Consider the following 17,929-nt stretch of genomic DNA (forward strand, 5'->3'; position numbering starts at 1 on the left):
GCCGCCTTCACTCAGCTCTGAGTTCTTATTTGCTTTATCCATTCATTTCGTCAGTCAGCGTATGTACATCCAGTCACACCGCGCTCGGCGAAAACTCGCCGGACGACATCAAGGGCGCCGCAGGCTTTGGGGAATCCTACATAACCGGCGCAGTGCCGGACAATTTCCAAAATTTCGTCGGGTGTCAGCCCTACATTAAGCGCTGCGTGCAGGTGGAACGGAAGCTGCTCTGTCGCTCCTTGCGAAATCAACGACGTGAGCGTAATCATTTCTCGTTGCTTAAGATCGAACACGGGACTTGAATACAAATCGCCGAACCCGAAAGCGACAAGCAGCTGTCCGAACTCGGGAAAATATCGCCGGATCTCCTCGATTTTGTCGGCGCCCTCCTCTCCAACCATACGGATCAACGTTTGTTTGCCGCGCGCATAACGCTCCTTTGTCGTTTGTTGCCCATCGACCAGTTCGCTCATCGCCGTCGCTCCCCTCTCCTTTTATCCCCGCTTCATCGTCGGTGGAATTTCGTTCGGATCGACGATGATGTCGATAACCGCCGTTCGTTGTTCGCGCAAAGCCGCGGCGACCGCCTGACGCAGTTCGTACTCCGTTGTACATCGATAAGAGGCGGCGCCCATCGACTGCCCGAATCTTGCCGCATCGAGCGGCGGCGAATATACCGTTCCGACGGCCCGGCCCAAATGACGCGCCATCCCTTTGTCCACCATGTCCAGACTTCCGTTATTAAACACGATGAACAGCACAGGCGCTCCGTAGTTGGCGGCAGTCGACACTTCGGTGCCATTCATGAACATACAGCCATCGCCGGTCAAACAGACGACAACCCGGTCCGGTTTGGCGATTTGAGCGCCAATCGAATACCCGATCGCCCGCCCCATGGAGGCAAATACCTCTTCAAAAAAGAAGGTACCCGGCTCCTCGATCTCATAATGTTTAATCGCATAAAACGAATGACTGCCTGCATCGCCAAACATAATCGCTTCTCCGGGCAATGCTTCGCGAAGTGTATGCATGACTTGCCGCCCGGACATATAACCGTTGCCTGTCGGCTTGCTCTCATTCTCTTGGGTGGCTGCACTCAGATGAATCGACTGTATTCTGCCGTGCGCTCCCTGGTCGCGTTTCAGAATGGCCTGCAGATTCGCTTTCAGGTTGCCAAGCACCGGAATGGTCGGAACGTCGATCGCCTTGCCGATGAAACGCAGGTCGTGATCGAAATGGATCAGCGTCCGCGGGTAAACGGCCGGAGTCAGGCCCGGCACCTCCAGGTCGCTAAGCTGACTGCCCAATACGAGCATCACGTCGATACGATCCTGCATGTACACTTCCGTTTCCGGACAACCGCCAAGGCCGAACGGTCCGAGCGACAACGGATGCCGGGAGCGGAACGTCCCCTTGCCTCCAGGGGTCGTCATTACGGGGATGTTCCAGCGTTCCGCAAACGCTTCCAATTCGCGATAAGCTTGCGCAGTATGTACGCCGATGCCTGCCAGAATGATCGGCCGTCTGGCCGAATCGAGTATTTCCACCACTTCGTCCAAATTCGAAGCTTTCAGCTGAGCTTGCGGCTGCATTTCCAGCCGGAAAGCCGGAACTTCCTCGAACAGTACGTCGAGCGGAATCGACAGATGGACGGGGCCGGGAACGCCGGTACAAGCTTGTTCGATCGCATGCCTCAGATACACTTCCAGCAAATCCGACCGCTCCACCCGCGCGCTGAATTTGGTTACCGATTCGAACATGCGAACGAGGTCGGTGCCGAACATCGTGCTGTCTTGACCGAGCACCTTGCCAATTTCTTTGATCGGCGGCTGGCCTGTCAAGAATAGCACCGGCGTATGCGTCGCCTTGGCCTGACCGGCCGCCGTAAGCATGTTTGTTCCGCCCGGACCTGCTGTGCCGAGCGCAACGCCCAGCGTTCTTTTGGCCGTTGCATATCCGGCTGCCGCGAATCCCGCTCCGCATTCATGCTTGCACAGCACGAACGTAATGCCGTTTCGATCCATCTCCAGAATCAGCGGCGTCACCGGCTTGCCCGGAATGCCAAATACATGCGTGATTTGCCATTGCTTCAAATGTTGAACCAACGTCTTCGCTACGGTCTGCATGAAATTCGATCAGCGCCCTTCGCTCGTCAATAAATTTTCTTAACCAAATCGAGCATGTTCAAGTACTTCATCTCGATTTCTTCCGGCGGAATCGGCCTGCTGAAGTAATAGCCTTGCACCTCGTTGCACTTCTGGTATTGCAGGAAACGGAGCTGCTCCTTCGTTTCCACTCCTTCGGCCACGACCTCCAGCCCCAGGTTATGGGCCATGGCGATAATTGTGCCGACAATGTCGGCATCGTTCGTGTCGGACAAAATATCCCTTACGAACGATTGATCGACTTTAAGCCGATCGATGGAGAACCGTTTCAAATAGTTGAGCGAACTATAACCGGTGCCAAAATCGTCAATGCTGATCTGCACGCCGAGCTCGTGCAGCTGCTGAAGCGTTTGGATCGTATATTCCACATCCATGGTCATGGTCTCTGTTATTTCGAGATCGAGCAAGCTCGGATCCAGGTTCGTTTCCTGCAAAATTTCCCGCACCGATGTCACAAGCGCATCACTGGTAAATTGCTGCGATGATAAATTGACCGAAACCCGAATCGGAGGCAGCCCTTTCTCCCGCCACAGATTTTGCTGCAGGCACGCCGTGCGCAGCACCCATTGGTCAAGCTGAATGATGAGTCCGGTTTCTTCGGCCAAGGCAATGAATTCGGACGGCGGCACGATCCCCCGCTCGGGATGGAGCCAGCGAATCAGCGCCTCGACGCCTTTGATTTGTCCTGTCTTGATATCGATCTGAGGCTGATAATACAGCCGGAATTCGTTGTTCTCGAGTGCGAGTCGCAGCGACGATTCCATCATAATTTTTTCATGCGATTTGGTATTCATCTCCGCCGCGTAAATGGCAAACCGGTTTTTGCCGCGCCGCTTCGCATTGTACATGGCTGTGTCCGCATGGATCATCAGCATTTCGATGTCCTGCGCATCGTCAGGATAGAGCGAGATTCCGATGCTCGCCGTGATATGGAATTGATAGCCATCCATGCTGTACGGCTGCTGGAACAGCATAAGCATGCGGTCAACACGCTGAATCACTTGACCGGGGTCTGTGACGCGGGGAAGAAGAAACATAAATTCATCACCCCCCATCCTGGCGGCGAGATCACCGGGTTCCAGACATCCGACCAGTCGATTCGCCACCTGTTTCAGTAGCAAATCGCCATTAGAGTGGCCTAGCGTATCGTTGACGATTTTAAATCGATCCAGGTCTAGATAAATAAATGCGATCGGATCGTTCATTTCCTCCTCTTTGGCTTTTTGCAGGAGCGCAATCGCCCTTTCTTTGTAATACCGCCGATTCGGCAAACCGGTCAATTCATCATGATTGGCCAAATAATTATATTTCTCTTGCGCCTCGTAACGTTCCGTAATGTCCCGGAATTGCCCAAAAGCGCCGGTCAATTGCTTGTGCTCGTCATAAAGCGGGAACGCGTCGAACAGGCACACCAGGTTGCTTTCCTCGATTTCGATCTGGATATCCTCATATTTCTGCTCATTGCGCAGAACTTCGCTGATAAAAGCGCCCATGGGCTGCAACGTTTGTACCGATTGATGGATGATGCGCTCCTTGGGCACTCCGGTAATGATCTGGGCGGAATGGCTGAATCCGATTACCTCGCCCTTCCGGTCCGTCAATACAATGCCGTTGCGCGCATTATCCATCAAGATTTGATTTAAAAAATCGAGTGAGCGGTTTTGCTTCCGCAGCATCAGTTCCCGTTCGATGGAATCGACGGTTGTGGAGAGCATCGTCACCATCAGCGGATTCTGGAACTGAATGCCTGTCATGATAACGACGCTTCCCAGCAGCTGGTTCAAGTCCCAGTTATGGAAAGCAACCGCGTAACAGGCTGTCTGGTGCAAATATTCGTGATAATGATCCGTACCGATACATTGAATCGGCCGGTCATGATATTTAAGCGATAAATTGACTACATTGGTCCCCATAATCTCTTCCGTGAACTGGATCCCCGGGCGAATGCCAAGCTGGTTGACCATATTCCGGATCGTTTCGTCACCCATCATGTGCAAAATGTACCCGCTTTCATTAGTAACCGAAAGAAGCAGCGGGGTACCTTTCAGCGAGTTCAGCACCTTGTCTCCAAAAAATTGCACCACCGATAAAATTTCCTCGTATTCTTTGCGCTTACGTTCCAGCTCTTCGGATGTCATAACCACTTGCGGAAAGGGAATATCCTTCGGGTCCATCCCTATTTCCTTGCAAAATTGCCGCGACTCCGCTACTAACTCTTGAATTCCGCCAACTCCGCTCACAATAATCCCTCCCGCGACGACAGCCTGGATGGTGAAAAGGACTAATTCTACATGTCGATAATAATTCCTCCTTGGAGTGCGATCAATTATGAAAAAACGCGATCATTTTTCGAATAATCGGAATAATCACTTTTATTCGAAGGCCATTGCCGCCCCAGGCGAACTGGGCCGGTAGGGACGATAAGGATCCATTTTTTCGAGCAGTCCGGGTATTCCGAGAATATCTCCTTTACCGTTGCAAACATTCTCGCACCAGTTCGTCCATCGCCCGATCGATTGCTTCCTTGTTAAGCCTACCAACACCAGGCATCGGGTACACGAATACCTTTGATCGGAACAAAAGGTCAAGGTGCTCGTTTAGTCCGTACCGGGTTTTTATCTGCTCCCGGAATCCATGTTTGAGGATCTGATCAAGCACTTTCTTATACACGAAAATCAACATCTCTGGTTGGTACGTGAACACGGCACGCATGATGCGGTCCACTCCCTGCCGATAATCCTCCTTCGTTGGCTCGATTCCATACTCCTTCGGCTTTTTCACGATGTCCATTAGCCCGATTCGATGGCGCATCAGGGCTTCATCCTCGAATTCATCGGGGAGCGTCGAAAGCAGTCCGGCTTTCGTTAATCCGCTCCAAAACATTTGTCCTTGATGACCCTGAAAGTAATGCCCGATTGCAACACTGGTCGGCGCCGGAACTTTCGCCACAATGAGGATATTTAGACTTCCGGATTCAGGGAGTATATCTGCCAGCGTGTCAAATGACTCTCCATTCCCATTAATAGTGGTGCGAAAATGCCCCAAGCCAATCGCCTCCCGCCTAAATTGAGTTCATCTTAGTTTACAGAGGGGCGGGCAGAAAAATGCGCTGTCGGGGATTCCGCTGACACGCTGAATGCCCATTCGTCATCAACCTGACTGTTCGACTACCTCCACTTCAGGGCAAACGTTTCGTTGCGTTTGGCATTGTTCTCGCCGCATCCTTCCAAATAATACACTGTCCCTAGCTTGCTGACGTCTTTTTCGATTTTGCGGCAAAAATCAGTTTGTTTGAGTGGCGTGCCGAAGTGGTCATGAGACGTATCGTAGCGATAGCGAATGACGGCACCGTCAAAATCGAGATTGTAAAAAATCGGATCCCCTTCAATCGTATAAGCGGTTATTTGTACCGTTTGACTGCTTCTATTTTGGACTTGTTGCAGGAAATCGGTCCAGACATTCCCGTTCTTGATGCCGTTCAGAGCAAACACAACGTCCCCGTTTTTCTCCGCCTGCTCCGGTCCGTATCGTATGGACTGCACGAGCTCGCGCAATCGTTTGGTTGCCGCTTCGGTCAGTGTATAGCCCGTGCCGGTGTCTGACGTGTACATGAACATGCCAAACGTCTCCTTCGCGTCCAGCCACAAATGAATCGATTGCCGTTTCCCTCCATTGTCGATAACGGCGTCGTAGTCGGGATTGCGGACATCCAGTATCCCCTTCATGCGTTTCGCGCTCTGAACCGCATCGGCAAACGCGTCGATATCCACTTTGGCATCAAACACACCATAAGCTTTCGGGTTCACACTGCCAAAATCGAAGCCGCGGCTGATTATCACCTGCGGTGTTCCCGGAATAACGCTTGCAGCAGGAGAAGCCGTGCTAACAGCAAATCGCGCCGCTTCTTTCGGCTTGCCGGACTGGCAGTTGGCCAGTATCACAAGAAATGCCAGCGCGAGCAGCGGAAAAAAACGTTTCATTCCCCATCACCTCTCCCATAGGACGTAAATGATTTCCCGATTGTTGCTTGATTTCAACTCGACGCATTCCGCAAGAAACGTAAGACTTTGCAGACAAGAATGTGGTGAATGGCCGCGGCGCTCGAAACAACCACAAGGCTGCCCCATTGGTCGGGACAGCCTTGTGGCAAGATTATTCCTCAACATAATATTGCGGAACACCTGAATGAACATTTCGGAGCCGGCCCGTTAGTGGATTGCCCGTCCTCCCCTTTGCTCCTATCGAAAAAGTTGTATTTCTGGCATGTTTTTACGTTACTGTAATCGCCAGCGAGATCATCCCGTTAGAAGTTGTGTCCCTGATGCGCTGACTGTCGATCGAATGACTACTGCTTGTCTGCCAGTTCCTCCGCCGCCTGAGGATCAACTGCCAGTTGCTCCATTATTAGTTGCTCCATTGCCGGTTGTTCCGCTGCCGATTGCTCGACTGCCGGCTGCTCCTCCGCCGACTGCTCCACTTCCGGTTGTTCGACTACCGATTGCTCGACTGACGGTTGCTCCACTGCCTGCTCGACTGCCGGTTGCTCGACTGCCGGCTGCTCCACCGCCGACTGCTCGACTACCGGTTGTTCGACTGCCGGTTGCTCGACTGCCGGCTGCTCCACCGCCGACTGCTCCACTTCCGGTTGTTCGACTACCGATTGCTCGACTGACGGTTGCTCCACCGCCGACTGATCTACTACCGGCTGCTCCACTGCCGGTTGCTCCACCGCCGACTGATCTACTACCGGCTGCTCTACTGCCGGTTGCTCGACTGCCGGCTGCTCGACTGCCGGTTGCTCGATTACCGGTTGTTCGACTGCCGGTTGTTCCACCTCCGACCGCTCCACTGCCGGTTGTTCCACTGCCGGTTGCTCCACTGCCGGCTGCTCGACGGCCGGTTGATCGACTGCCGATTGCTCCACCGACGGTTGTTCGACAGCCGATTGTTCGACTGCTGGTTGCTCCACTTTCGGCTGCTCGAGTGCCGGTTGCTCGACTGCCGACTGCTCGACTGCCGATTGCTCCACGACTGGCTGCTCGACTGCTGATTGCTCTACCGCCGATTGCTCCACTGCTGGCTGCTCCACCGCCGATTGCTCGACTACCGGCTGCTCGACGGCCGGTTGCTCGAAGGCCGGTTGTTCGACTGCCGGTTGCTCTACTGCCGGTTGCTCGACTGCCGGTTGTTCCGCTACCGGTAGCTCGACTGCTAGCTGCTCCACCGCCGCTTGCTCGACTACCGGTTGCTCGACTGCCGGTTGTTCCGCTGCCGATTGCTCCACTGCCGGCTGCTCCACTGCCGATTGTTCGACTGACGGTACCTCTACCGCCGGTTGCTCCACTGCCAGTTGCTCGACTGCCGACTGCTCCACTGCTGGTTGCTCGATTGCGGATTGCTCCACGACCGATTGCTCGACTACCGGTTGTTCCACTGCTGGCTGCTCCAATGCCGGTTCCTCGACTACCGGCTGTTCCACCGCCGATTGCTCCACTGCGGATTGTTCCACCGCCGGCTGCTCCACTTCCGACTGTTCCACTGCCGGTTCCTCGACTACCGGCTTTTCCACCGTCGATTTCTCCACTGCGGATTGTTCCACTGCCAACTGCTCCATTACCGGTTGCTCTATTGCTGGTTGTTCGACTGCGGATTGCTCCACCACCGACAGCTCCACTGCCTGTTGATCAACTGCAGGTTGCTCGGCAGCAGATTGTTCGACTGCTGACTGCTCGACCGCCGGTTGTTCCACTGCCGACTGCTCCACTACAGGTTCCTCGACAGCGGATTGCTCCACGACCGATTGCTCGAATACCGGTTGTTCCGCTGCCGACTGCTCCACTGCCGGTTGCTCGACCGCCGATTGCTCCACTACCGGTTGCTCGATTGCCGATTGCTCCACTGCCGACTGCTCGACTGCCGATTGCTCCATTACCGGCTGCTCGACTGCCGACTGCTCCACCGCCGACTGTTCCACTGCCGGTTGCTCCACTGCTGGTTCCTCAACCGCTGGCTGCTCCGCCGCTAATTCCTCGACCGCCGGCTGCTCCGCCGCTGATTCCTCGACTGCCGATTGCTCCACTGCTGGTTCCTCGACCGCCGGCTGCTCCGCCGCTGATTCCTCAACCGCCGGCTGCTCCGCCGCTGATTCCTCAACCGCCGGCTGCTCCGCCGCTGATTCCTCGATCGCCGGTTGCTCCGCCGCTGATTCCTCGATCGCCGGTTGCTCCGCCTCTGACTCCTCAACCGCCGATTGCTCCACGATCGGTTTCTCAACCGCTGATTGCTCTGCTGTTGATTCCTCGACTGTCGATTGTTCCACTGCAGACTGCTCGACTGCCAATTGCTCCACTGCCGGTTGCTCCACCGCCGATTGCTCCACTGCCGGTTGTTCAACTGCCGGCTGCTCGACGGCCAATTGCTCCACTGCCGACTGCTCCACTGCCGGTTCCTCGACTGCCGGTTGTTCCACCGCCGATTGCTCCACTACCGGCTGCTCGACTGCCGGTTGTTCGACTGCCGGCTGCTCCACTGCCGACTGCTCGAGTGCCGGTTGCTCGACTGCCGGTTGTTCCGCTACCGGTAGCTCGACTGCCGGCTGCTCCACCGCCGACTGCTCCACCGCCGATTGATCGACTGCCGGCTGCTCCACCGCCGGCTGCTCCACCGCCGATTGATCGACTGCCGGCTGCTCCACCGCCGATTGTTCGACTGACGGTTCCTCCACGGCCGGTTGCTCCGCTGCCGGCTGCTCGACGGCCGACAGCTCCACTGCCGGTTGCTCGACTGCGGTTTGCTCCACGACCGATTGCTCGACTACCGGTTGTTCCACTGCCGGTTGCTCCACCGCCGATTGCTCCACTGCTGGTTGCTCCACCGTCGACTGTTCCACTGCCGACTGCTCGACTGCGGGTTCCTCTACTGCCGATTGCTCGACTACCGGCTGTTCCACCGCCGATTGCTCAACTGCGGATTGTTCCACCGCCGGCTGCTCTACTGCCGGTTGTTCGACTGCCGACTGATCTACTGCCGACTGCACAACTGCCGATTGCTCGACTGCGGGTTCCTCCACTGCCGATTGCTCGACTACGGGCTGCTCGACTGCCGGTTGTTCGACTGCCGGTTGTTCCACCGCCGGCTGCTCCACTGCCGGTTGCTCCACCGTCGATTGTTCCACTGCTGGTTGCTCTACTGCCGATTGCTCCACCGCCGATTGCTCCACTATCGGTTGCTCCACCGCCGATTGCTCCACTGCTGGTTGCTCCACCGTCGACTGTTCGACTGCCGACTGCTCGACTGCCGACTGCTCGACTGCCGACTGCTCGACTGCCGACTGCTCGACTGCCGATTGCTCCACTACCGGCTGTTCGACTGCCGACTGCTCCACCGCCGACTGTTCCACTGCCGGTTGCTCCACTGCTGGTTCCTCAACCGCCGGCTGCTCCGCCGCTAATTCCTCGACCGCCGGTTGCCCCGCCGCTGATTCCTCTACCGCAGGCTGCTCCGCCGCTGATTCCTCGATCGCCGGTTGCTCCGCCGCCGACTCCTCGACTGCCGGCTGCTCTGCCGCTGACTCCTCAACCGCCGATTGCTCCACGATCGGTTTCTCAACCGCTGATTGCTCTGCTGCTGATTCCTCGACCGCCGATTGCTCTGCTGTTGGTTCCTCGACTGTCGATTGTTCCACTGCAGACTGCTCGACGGCCGATTGCTCCACTGCTGGCTGCTCGACTGCCGGTTGCTCCACCGCCGATTGCTCCACTGCCGGTTGTTCAACTGCCGGCTGCTCGACGGCCGATTGCTCCACTGCCGACTGCTCCACTGCCGGTTGTTCCATCGCCGATTGCTCCACTACCGGCTGCTCGACTGCCGGCTGCTCCACCGCCGGCTGCTCCACTGCCGGTTGCTCCACCGTCGACTGCTCCACTGCCGACTGCTCCACCGCCAGCTGCTCCACTACTGGTTGCTCTACTGCCGATTGCTCCACCGCCGATTGCTCTACTATCGGTTGCTCCACCGCCGATTGCTCCACTGCTGGTTGCTCCACCGTCGACTGCTCCACTGCCGGCTGCTCGTCTGCCGATTGCTCGACTACCGGTTGCTCCACTACCGACTGCTCCACTGCCGGTTGTTCGACTTCCGGTTGTTCCACTGCCGGCTGCTCGACCGCCGGTTGTTCCGCTGCCGATTGCTCGACTACCGGTTGCTCCACTGCCGACTGCTCCACTACCGGCTGCTCCACTGCCGGTTGCTCCACTGCCGACTGTTCCACAACCGGCTGCTCGACTGCCGACTGCTCCACCGATAGTTCCTCGACTGCTGATTGCTCCACTACCGGCTGCTCGGCTGCCGGTTGCTCTGCCCCAGATTGCTCCACTACCGGTTGCTCCACTGTCGGTTGTTCCACTGCCGATTGCCCCACTACCGTCTGCTCAGCTGCCGATTGCTCTACCGCAGATTGCTCCACTGCTGACTGCTCGGCTGTCGGTTCCTCGTCTGCCGATTGCTCGACTACCGACTGCTCCACTGCCGGTTCCTCGACTGCCGGTTGTTCCACCGCAGATTGCTCCATTGCCGATTGCTCCACTACCGATTGCTCCACCACCGGCTGCTCCACTGCCGGTTCCTCGACTACCGGCTGCTCCACCGCCAATTGCTCAACCGCCGATTGCTCGACTGCTTGCGATTCGACCGCCTGGTACTCCGTCCCCAGTGCCACCGGTTCTTGCTTCATCTGCAAGCGTGATGAAGGTGCCGCCATATATGAATCTGCACCGCCGCTTTGCAACCATCGACCTACCGCCTGATTGCCGATCGATCGGTGCAGACCATGCAATTGCGACATCTTGTCCGCACCAATAGTTTGCCTCTGTATATGCGTATTTCCAGAATGGTTCGTTCTGTTGCCGGATCGGCGTTTACTATATTCGCGCAATGTTTCCCTCCAATCGACATCACCATTTCAACCATGTCTATTCAGTGAATGTCCAATCGAACCGTCATAATCCGATCAGTCAATAATGATCCGCTCGTAGTGGATGTTACTTCCCCGTACCCGACGGTGCCGTCCACTTTCAAGGAGATGATACGTTCCTAGCTTTGAATATTATATCAACTGCCCTTTCGCGGAATTCTTAATGAAATCTTAAACGTTTTGGTATCTTTGCCCGGAAAAAACTCATTTCTGATGGAACATGCTATGGAGCTAATGGCACGCATTGAAGTGGTTCTGCGAGGAGGAGTTACTAATGGAAACACCATACATTTCCGATATAGATTGTAATGCGAAATTTGAACCCGGGAGGAGAACCGCATGTTACACTTCCTTATCCTTCACAAGCGAAGCCTGACCATCTCTCTTCTATTCGTCATGCAACTGTGTTTCATGAATTTCGTTCACGCGGCGGATGAGTTTGACAAACGAATCATTCCAGATCCTCAACTCGAACAGCTCATCCGAGATACGATCAATAAACCGCAAGGCGCACTAACACCGATGGACCTCGAACAAGTCAGGCAACTAAAAGGCGAAAAGAAAGCAATCAAAAGTATCGAAGGACTTCAATATGCGACGCAGCTAGCAGAAATTTCGCTGCCGTTCAATCAAATCACCGATATCAGCCCGATTAAAAATTTGAATCAGCTCAAAACGATTAATTTTGACTCAAACTGGATTGAGGATATCGCACCCATTGCGGCATTGTCCCAATTAACATCCGTTTCATTTACTGCCAATCATCCGCTCTCCGATCTAACCCCTTTAACAAATTTGCACCAAATCGAGTTTCTGAATCTTAGCATTACAAGCATTAAAGATTTAAGCCCGTTGTCCCATCTGCCCAATCTCAAGCAATTGGAACTGATGCAAAATAATTTCTCCAACCTGCAACCGTTGGCCGCGCTGCAATCATTGGAGGTTCTTGCCATCGGCAGCAATCCGAATATCACCGATCTTTCGCCTTTGCACGGTCTCATTCACCTAAAAACGTTATGGATTACCGAAGACGGAATTTCCGATCTGTCCGGCTTGGCAGAATTGGAAAATCTGCAAGAATTGTACGCGTATTCAAATCAGATCGAAGATATATCCGCCCTCGCAACAATGCATCGGCTGGAGATTGTCAATCTGGATCGCAACCATATTCAGGACATATCGCCGTTGTACAAGCTAACCAAATTGAAACAGATCAGTCTTTACGAAAACCGGATTCCTGATTTGGCGCTGATGAAATTGTCGAAACAGTTCCCTCGCGATCAAGCCATAATGATTCTTAATCAAAAACAAGCAAATTTTACGCCTCCCTCCTTGCCACTCGCCGATCAGCAGCGGTTTACGGATGTCAAACCGGACGACTGGTTTTACAACGACGTCGCATGGGCGGTCAAAATCGGTATGGTCAACGGATACGACGACGGCACGTTTGCACCAAGCGCAAAAATTACGGAAGCCGAATTTTTGAAAATGCTCATTTCCTTATACGCTGGCGATTTGTCAAAACAAGGGGATTTGCATTGGTATGACGAGTACTACCGATTTGCGTCTGCACATAAATGGGATGTTTCGGGGCTCCCTGAGGTCGAACAGAATCGGGTTGGCTACTCCGGCACGCTTGCTTCCGAAAAGCCGCTCATTCGTTTGGAAGCGGCCATGATTTTGTTGAATGCCATCGGCAAGGAGGTTGACTCCCCCGATGAATTAATTTGGGAAATGTACAACCGCAACTTCTCGAATGGCAAATTCGCCTTGACCGTTTCCGGTTTTGCTTCAATCGACTTCCTGACAAGAGCGGAAGCCGTATCTCTGCTTCGAAACTTCAAAGAGAACAATGCCAACAAGGAATTGCTGGCCGTTACGCAAACGATGGAAGCCAATCGAATCTTGTCCATTACTAACATCAAGACTGCCGTTCGGGAGCTCGCTTCTGCATACGGGTACGAAGTGAAGCAGTCGTCTTTAAGCAGGGAAGTCAGCAATGATGGGAGTATTCATCAATTACTATCCGTTGTTTCGAACGCCGGGCCTGAATTCTATTTGCATATTTTCGTTTTCGCTCAATCCAACCAGATCACGAACGTTTCGTTGTCGATGTCGAACGGGGCGCGACCATTCTCAAAAGAGCTGCTTGACGGGCTATTCCTCGATCAACCGTACAAAAACATGATATTGCAAACATTTGATAAGATGCCGCTGGCAGACGATCGTCAACAGGACATGACACTCCCCTACAATCGTTCGAATATTCGTTATACGTCGGACAATTTCGTGATCTCGCTGGATGAGTCCGACAAACAGCCTTACGGATCCGCCGAATAAGGGGGATGCATTGAAATCATGAAGCAAAATCCAAACTAACGAAGCACTTAGAAACGAAAACAAGCGATGGATCGGTTCCATCGCCGCGCTATTGTACCCGTCATCACAATAGGAACTCACAAAGTTATTCACCCAGTAAAGGAGCTATTGCAAGGTTTGTTCAAACAGCTGCGCAATGTCTGTCAATTCATTTCGATAATCGGTGGCCAGCGCAAGCTGCTTCAGTTGAAGATAGATCTTGGCATACGACACGTTCCAAACATTGACGTTCCAATCGAAAAAGTCTTTTTTCACATAAGGATACATTTGCTGATTCATGTTGTAAAACTTGTCATCCTTGAGCCATGTGTTCATCGGATTCGAAGCTCCCCATACCCCTGCGTTGGCCCATTCGGTCGTTGTTTCGTTTTTGTCGATCACAATATATTTCAGGAGCGCCCATGCCAAATCCGGGTTTTGGGTCGTTTCCGAGACGGCCATTCCTCGATAAATACTGTTCACTGCCCGAGTCCCGGCAGCAAAATGAGGGAAAGGCACAACGCCGATCTGCTCCCGTTCCTTTGAGTCCGGCACCCCGTATGAGATAAACATAGCCGCGGCCCCGGTCGCCAGCAAATGCGCCGACTCCTCAATAAAGTCCGTATTGATCAACCATTTCCTGGCCAAATCCATATACCAGCCAATTGCGTCCACGCTCCCGGTATCGTCCAAATATCCGTGGAACGCTTTGCCATCCGGCGTGAAGGAGCCTCCATTGCTTAACACAAGCGCGGACAGAAGTTCGACCTGCAGCGGAAACAATACGGCGTAGGGGTTCGTCCCGTTTGTTTTATCGTGGATCGTTCTGCAAAGCTCGGCGAATTGTTCCCAGGTCATATCGTCCGTCGGCTCGGATAATCCCCATTTTTGAAAAAACGATTTGCTGTATAGCAGCTTCGGAGTCACGATAAAAGCGGGAAGCGCTACTAATTTGCCCTGGTCGGTTGAATAATCAAGCAGCGCGCGTTCAAAATATGCATTGGCATTCGCCCCGTTTACTTTTGCAAGCATGCCGATGTCTTTCAGTTGACCTTTGGCATTCAAATCCTTAAAAATAGCCGCATCTCCTTGAAATACATCTGGCATCCGGCCGCTATCCGCAAATTCCTGCAGTTGTTTGTAGTACACGTCTGTATTGAACTGAAGATTGATTTTGGTATTCGGGTGTTCACTCTCAAACTGCTTTATCCCATTCTCCCATCTTTCTTTTACCCTCTCTCCTCCCCACATGACATGCAGCGTAATTTCTCCGGAAAGATTGCTTTTCGGCTCTTTTGCCTCTTTTGTTTTGTCGCATCCGCTTAGGATCGACGCCAATATCAACAGGAAGCTGAACAACGCGCAGAAAGTTTTTTTCAACAAGCTCCCTCCCTTTGCCCGTTCGTCAGTCTGTTGGGGCTTGCTTGTTCAGGGCATTCGCGATTTTGGACAGCGACCCCACGCTTGAAAATACGTTTACTGCTTCGGTCGGAACAAACAGGGTTGTCGCCTGGCCTTTTGCGATATCCCCCAGAGCCTCCAGCGATTTATAACTGAGAAACTGCGGGTCCATCTCCGCGCTTTTGATTTTATTGATTCTGATTTTCTCAGCCTCCGCTATGGTTTCAATTTTGTGCCGGTCTGCCCCCGCGATTATTTTGATCGCCGCGCCTTTTCCCATCGCATCCAATTCCTGAGATACTTGATTGCCTTCCGCTACTCGAATATTGGACTCTTTCTGCCCCTCTGCCTGCAAGATCATCGATTGTTTGGCGCCTTCTGCCCGTAAAATTTCGGCTTGTTTCTCCCCGTCTGCACGCAGGACAGCGGATTGCCGTTCCCCCTCCGCCTGCAAAATATTCGCTCTCTTCTCCCGCTCGGCTTTCATCTGCTTCTCCATCGCATGATGAATTTCGAGCGGTGGATGGATATCGATGATCTCTACTCGTTCGATGCTTACCCCCCACTTGCCGATCGCAGCTTCCAAAGAATGCCTAAGGTATAAGCTGATTTTTTCACGGCCGGCCAGCGTTTCATCCAACTCCATATTCCCGACCACCTGCCGAATATTCGCGGCCGTAATATTTTGAATGCCTTTTACAAAATCGTTGATACTGTAGGTGGCCGCCATCGCATCGTGAACCAGATAGAAAAAAACCGTGTCGATCTTTATTTGAACATTATCTTTCGTAATTACCATTTGGGCTGGAACATCCGCTTGGTGAATCCGTAAATCATGCAATTTCCTTACTCGATCGATAAACGGAATGATCAGATGGAATCCGGGATTCAATACGCGAAGGTATTTGCCCAATCTTTCGATCACCGCGACTTTTTGCTGCGGGATGATCCGAACGGAACTTATGATAGCGAACACAATAAATGCACCAAGCGCCAGCAGCGCAATCATCCCCAAGATCCACAAAAACGTTGCCATCATTTCTGCCTCCTTGTCATTTCACATGGTTCGCAATATTCAAGACAAATTTGCTCAATGTCTCTTTACTCATAAAAGGCGCCAAATTCGCCATGAAATTCGGATCGAGTTGCCTTGCATCCATCCCTGAAATCAAGGCTAGAATGCGTTCTTTACTTAGAAAGGGGGCTAAACTGATGATGCGGCTTGCCGAGATGCTGCCAGTCCCGACCTTGCTCGCCAGCTTATCGAACGCTTCCCTGCTTAAATAGGGGGCCAACTCCCCGACAACATCCCAGTTCAGGCTGGTTTCATCAAGCTGCAGCACCATCCGCTCCACTTGATTTGAAGTTAAGAATGACGCGAAGCCCATCAGGATCGGGAAGGTTAGTTTATCCGGTATGGCTCGGTCCAGAAGCTGATTAAAACAGCTGTTGCCAATATAGGGAGCAAGATTAAGAATCCCCTTCCACTTCCATTCCTCATCCGGGACCTGCAGCACCAGATCTCCCAGAGCCTCCGCTCCGAGGAACGGAGCCAGGCTTTCCAACATGTCCAGGTGAATGTAGGTTTGGCTGACGCCCTCCGTTACTTCATGAAGCGTGCTGGCCTTGACCAATGGAGCCAATTCGATCAGATCTTCGATGTAAATCTGTCCGAGATTGATCATCTCGGCAACTTGGCCCGGTTTATTCTCCGCAATTCGCTCCACCATCTGGCTGATAGATGGTTGCGTCGGCCTTGCCGTTTGCCCGCCCCCGCCGCTCAGAAGTGCGTCAGTCGTCGAATCAAAATATTGAGCCAGGACCACGATTGTTCCGATATCCGGCAGCGATTCTCCGCGCTCCCACTTCGATACGGCTTGATGGCTTACATTTAATTGATCGGCCAGCTCCATTTGGGTCATATCCCTGTCTTTTCGCAGCTTCGAGATATAACCCCCAATTTTTTTGACATCAAGCAACTTCATCCCTCCCTTGTTGAAACCGCATACAGTGCGCGCTGTTGGGATTAGAATAGCATGAATAGCTGCAATATCCTATCAAGCAGCAGTTGAACACAGCAACCGATTCATTCTACCGGCGGTTGAATCCGAGGACGAAGAAAAACCGTCCCTACGGACGGTTCATCGGCAAATTGTTTTCATAAGGTTGAAATTGCACGGCAGGACATCACTCTCCACTATAACGGGATCAAAGCAGAAAAGCAGGACACGAAGTTGCAACTTCGGCTATAATATACGATTAAGGCAGCCACCAAGTACGTAAGAAGGAATACGAAAGGAGGACTGCAATGAAACAAGAAAAAGCATCCGTATTATTGCACCAGGCACCTTTATTCCACGATTTGAATGCACAGGAGCTGGAACGTGTCGAGGAAATCACCATCCCCCGTATTGTTTCCAAAAAGGCGATCATTTTTACGGAAGGCAGCGAAAAAGAAACGGTCTACTTCATCCTGGACGGATTAGTCAAAACGTACAAAACGGATGAAAACGGACACGAGCAAATCGTTTCCTTTCTGAAGACCGGCGATATGTTCCCGCATACGGGGTTCTTCAATCAACATCCTTATCCGGCAACGGCCGAAGCGATAGTCGATACGAACCTTCTGGCCATTCCCGTCCGATTGTTCGAACGATTGATGATAAACACCCCAACGATCGCGATCAAGATGCTGCGCGTCATGGGGGACAAAATCCGGGAGCTGCAGGAAAAACTTCAAGTTCTGTCCGGGCAAGACGTCAAACATCGGGTACTGTCTTTCCTGCTGCAGCTTGCCGAACAACACGGACATATGAACGGGAACAAAATTACCATTAACCTGCCGATGACCCATCAGGAATTTGCCAATGCCGTCGGTACGACACGAGAGACAATCAATCGGCTGCTGAATCAACTGGGCAAGGAAGCGCTGCTTGAAGTCGATCGGAACCGAATTGTCATCATCGACCTCGATGCGTTGAAGCAACAACGGGAGCTGAAGTAGTCATATAAGGATTGGAGAGCCCGGGCGCCA

General features: G+C 53.0%; 11 protein-coding genes. 2 read left to right on the forward strand and 9 right to left on the reverse strand.

The window, feature by feature from the left end; genetic code table 11:
- Positions 1 to 50 precede the first annotated feature (50 nt).
- The 6 genes from EXY20_RS12255 to EXY20_RS38875 form a co-directional block, all read right to left on the reverse strand.
- Positions 51 to 473, reverse strand: coding sequence for a carboxymuconolactone decarboxylase family protein (locus tag EXY20_RS12255; protein ID WP_235885695.1), 423 nt, complete (start codon positions 471 to 473; stop codon positions 51 to 53).
- 21 nt (positions 474 to 494) lie between these two features.
- Positions 495 to 2,126, reverse strand: coding sequence for a thiamine pyrophosphate-binding protein (locus tag EXY20_RS12260; RefSeq protein WP_135551304.1), 1,632 nt, complete (start codon positions 2,124 to 2,126; stop codon positions 495 to 497).
- 26 nt (positions 2,127 to 2,152) lie between these two features.
- Positions 2,153 to 4,405 (reverse strand): EAL domain-containing protein, encoded by a 2,253-nt coding sequence (locus tag EXY20_RS12265; protein ID WP_235885697.1) that lies wholly within the window; start codon positions 4,403 to 4,405, stop codon positions 2,153 to 2,155.
- A gap of 229 nt (positions 4,406 to 4,634) precedes the next feature.
- Positions 4,635 to 5,210: a uracil-DNA glycosylase family protein gene (locus tag EXY20_RS12270; protein ID WP_167859189.1), complete on the reverse strand. Its 576-nt coding sequence runs from the start codon at positions 5,208 to 5,210 to the stop codon at positions 4,635 to 4,637.
- 122 nt (positions 5,211 to 5,332) lie between these two features.
- The gene (locus EXY20_RS12275) at positions 5,333 to 6,145 is read right to left on the reverse strand and encodes a DUF4362 domain-containing protein (RefSeq protein ID WP_135551308.1); all 813 of its coding nucleotides are present in this window, start codon (positions 6,143 to 6,145) and stop codon (positions 5,333 to 5,335) included.
- A gap of 365 nt (positions 6,146 to 6,510) precedes the next feature.
- Positions 6,511 to 10,881 (reverse strand): hypothetical protein, encoded by a 4,371-nt coding sequence (locus EXY20_RS38875; RefSeq protein ID WP_167859190.1) that lies wholly within the window; start codon positions 10,879 to 10,881, stop codon positions 6,511 to 6,513.
- A gap of 594 nt (positions 10,882 to 11,475) precedes the next feature.
- Between EXY20_RS38875 and EXY20_RS12290 the strand changes: the two genes are divergently transcribed.
- The gene (locus EXY20_RS12290) at positions 11,476 to 13,476 is read left to right on the forward strand and encodes a leucine-rich repeat domain-containing protein (RefSeq protein ID WP_135551310.1); all 2,001 of its coding nucleotides are present in this window, start codon (positions 11,476 to 11,478) and stop codon (positions 13,474 to 13,476) included.
- A 144-nt stretch (positions 13,477 to 13,620) separates the two neighbouring features.
- On the opposite strand, the gene EXY20_RS12295 is transcribed toward EXY20_RS12290, so the two are convergent.
- From EXY20_RS12295 to EXY20_RS12305, 3 genes are read right to left on the reverse strand one after another with little or no spacing between them, the layout of a single operon-like run.
- A complete protein-coding gene (locus EXY20_RS12295) occupies positions 13,621 to 14,874 on the reverse strand; it encodes an ABC transporter substrate-binding protein (RefSeq protein WP_135551313.1) in 1,254 nt (417 codons plus the stop codon).
- A 25-nt stretch (positions 14,875 to 14,899) separates the two neighbouring features.
- On the reverse strand, positions 14,900 to 15,931 hold the full coding sequence (locus EXY20_RS12300; RefSeq protein WP_235885704.1) for an SPFH domain-containing protein: 1,032 nt from the start codon (positions 15,929 to 15,931) through the stop codon (positions 14,900 to 14,902).
- Between the two features lie 16 nt (positions 15,932 to 15,947).
- A complete protein-coding gene (locus EXY20_RS12305; protein ID WP_167859191.1) occupies positions 15,948 to 16,874 on the reverse strand; it encodes a helix-turn-helix domain-containing protein in 927 nt (308 codons plus the stop codon).
- Positions 16,875 to 17,203: 329 nt separating this feature from the next.
- Between EXY20_RS12305 and EXY20_RS12310 the strand changes: the two genes are divergently transcribed.
- Positions 17,204 to 17,899, forward strand: a complete 696-nt coding sequence (locus EXY20_RS12310) for a Crp/Fnr family transcriptional regulator (protein WP_135551317.1) — start codon at positions 17,204 to 17,206, stop codon at positions 17,897 to 17,899.
- Positions 17,900 to 17,929: the final 30 nt, after the last annotated feature.

The sequence above is a fragment of the Paenibacillus cymbidii genome, from assembly GCF_004764705.1.
GTDB lineage: Bacteria > Bacillota > Bacilli > Paenibacillales > NBRC-103111 > Paenibacillus_AN > Paenibacillus_AN cymbidii.

What these genes read in the sequence shown, in the direction of transcription:
- EXY20_RS12255 (WP_235885695.1), bottom strand. Translation starts at nt 473, where the DNA reads ATGAGCGAACTGGTCGATGGGCAACAAACGACAAAGGAGCGTTATGCG.
- EXY20_RS12260 (WP_135551304.1), bottom strand. Translation starts at nt 2,126, where the DNA reads ATGCAGACCGTAGCGAAGACGTTGGTTCAACATTTGAAGCAATGGCAA.
- EXY20_RS12275 (WP_135551308.1), bottom strand. Translation starts at nt 6,145, where the DNA reads ATGAAACGTTTTTTTCCGCTGCTCGCGCTGGCATTTCTTGTGATACTG.
- EXY20_RS12290 (WP_135551310.1), top strand. Translation starts at nt 11,476, where the DNA reads ATGTTACACTTCCTTATCCTTCACAAGCGAAGCCTGACCATCTCTCTT.
- EXY20_RS12300 (WP_235885704.1), bottom strand. Translation starts at nt 15,931, where the DNA reads ATGGCAACGTTTTTGTGGATCTTGGGGATGATTGCGCTGCTGGCGCTT.
- EXY20_RS12310 (WP_135551317.1), top strand. Translation starts at nt 17,204, where the DNA reads ATGAAACAAGAAAAAGCATCCGTATTATTGCACCAGGCACCTTTATTC.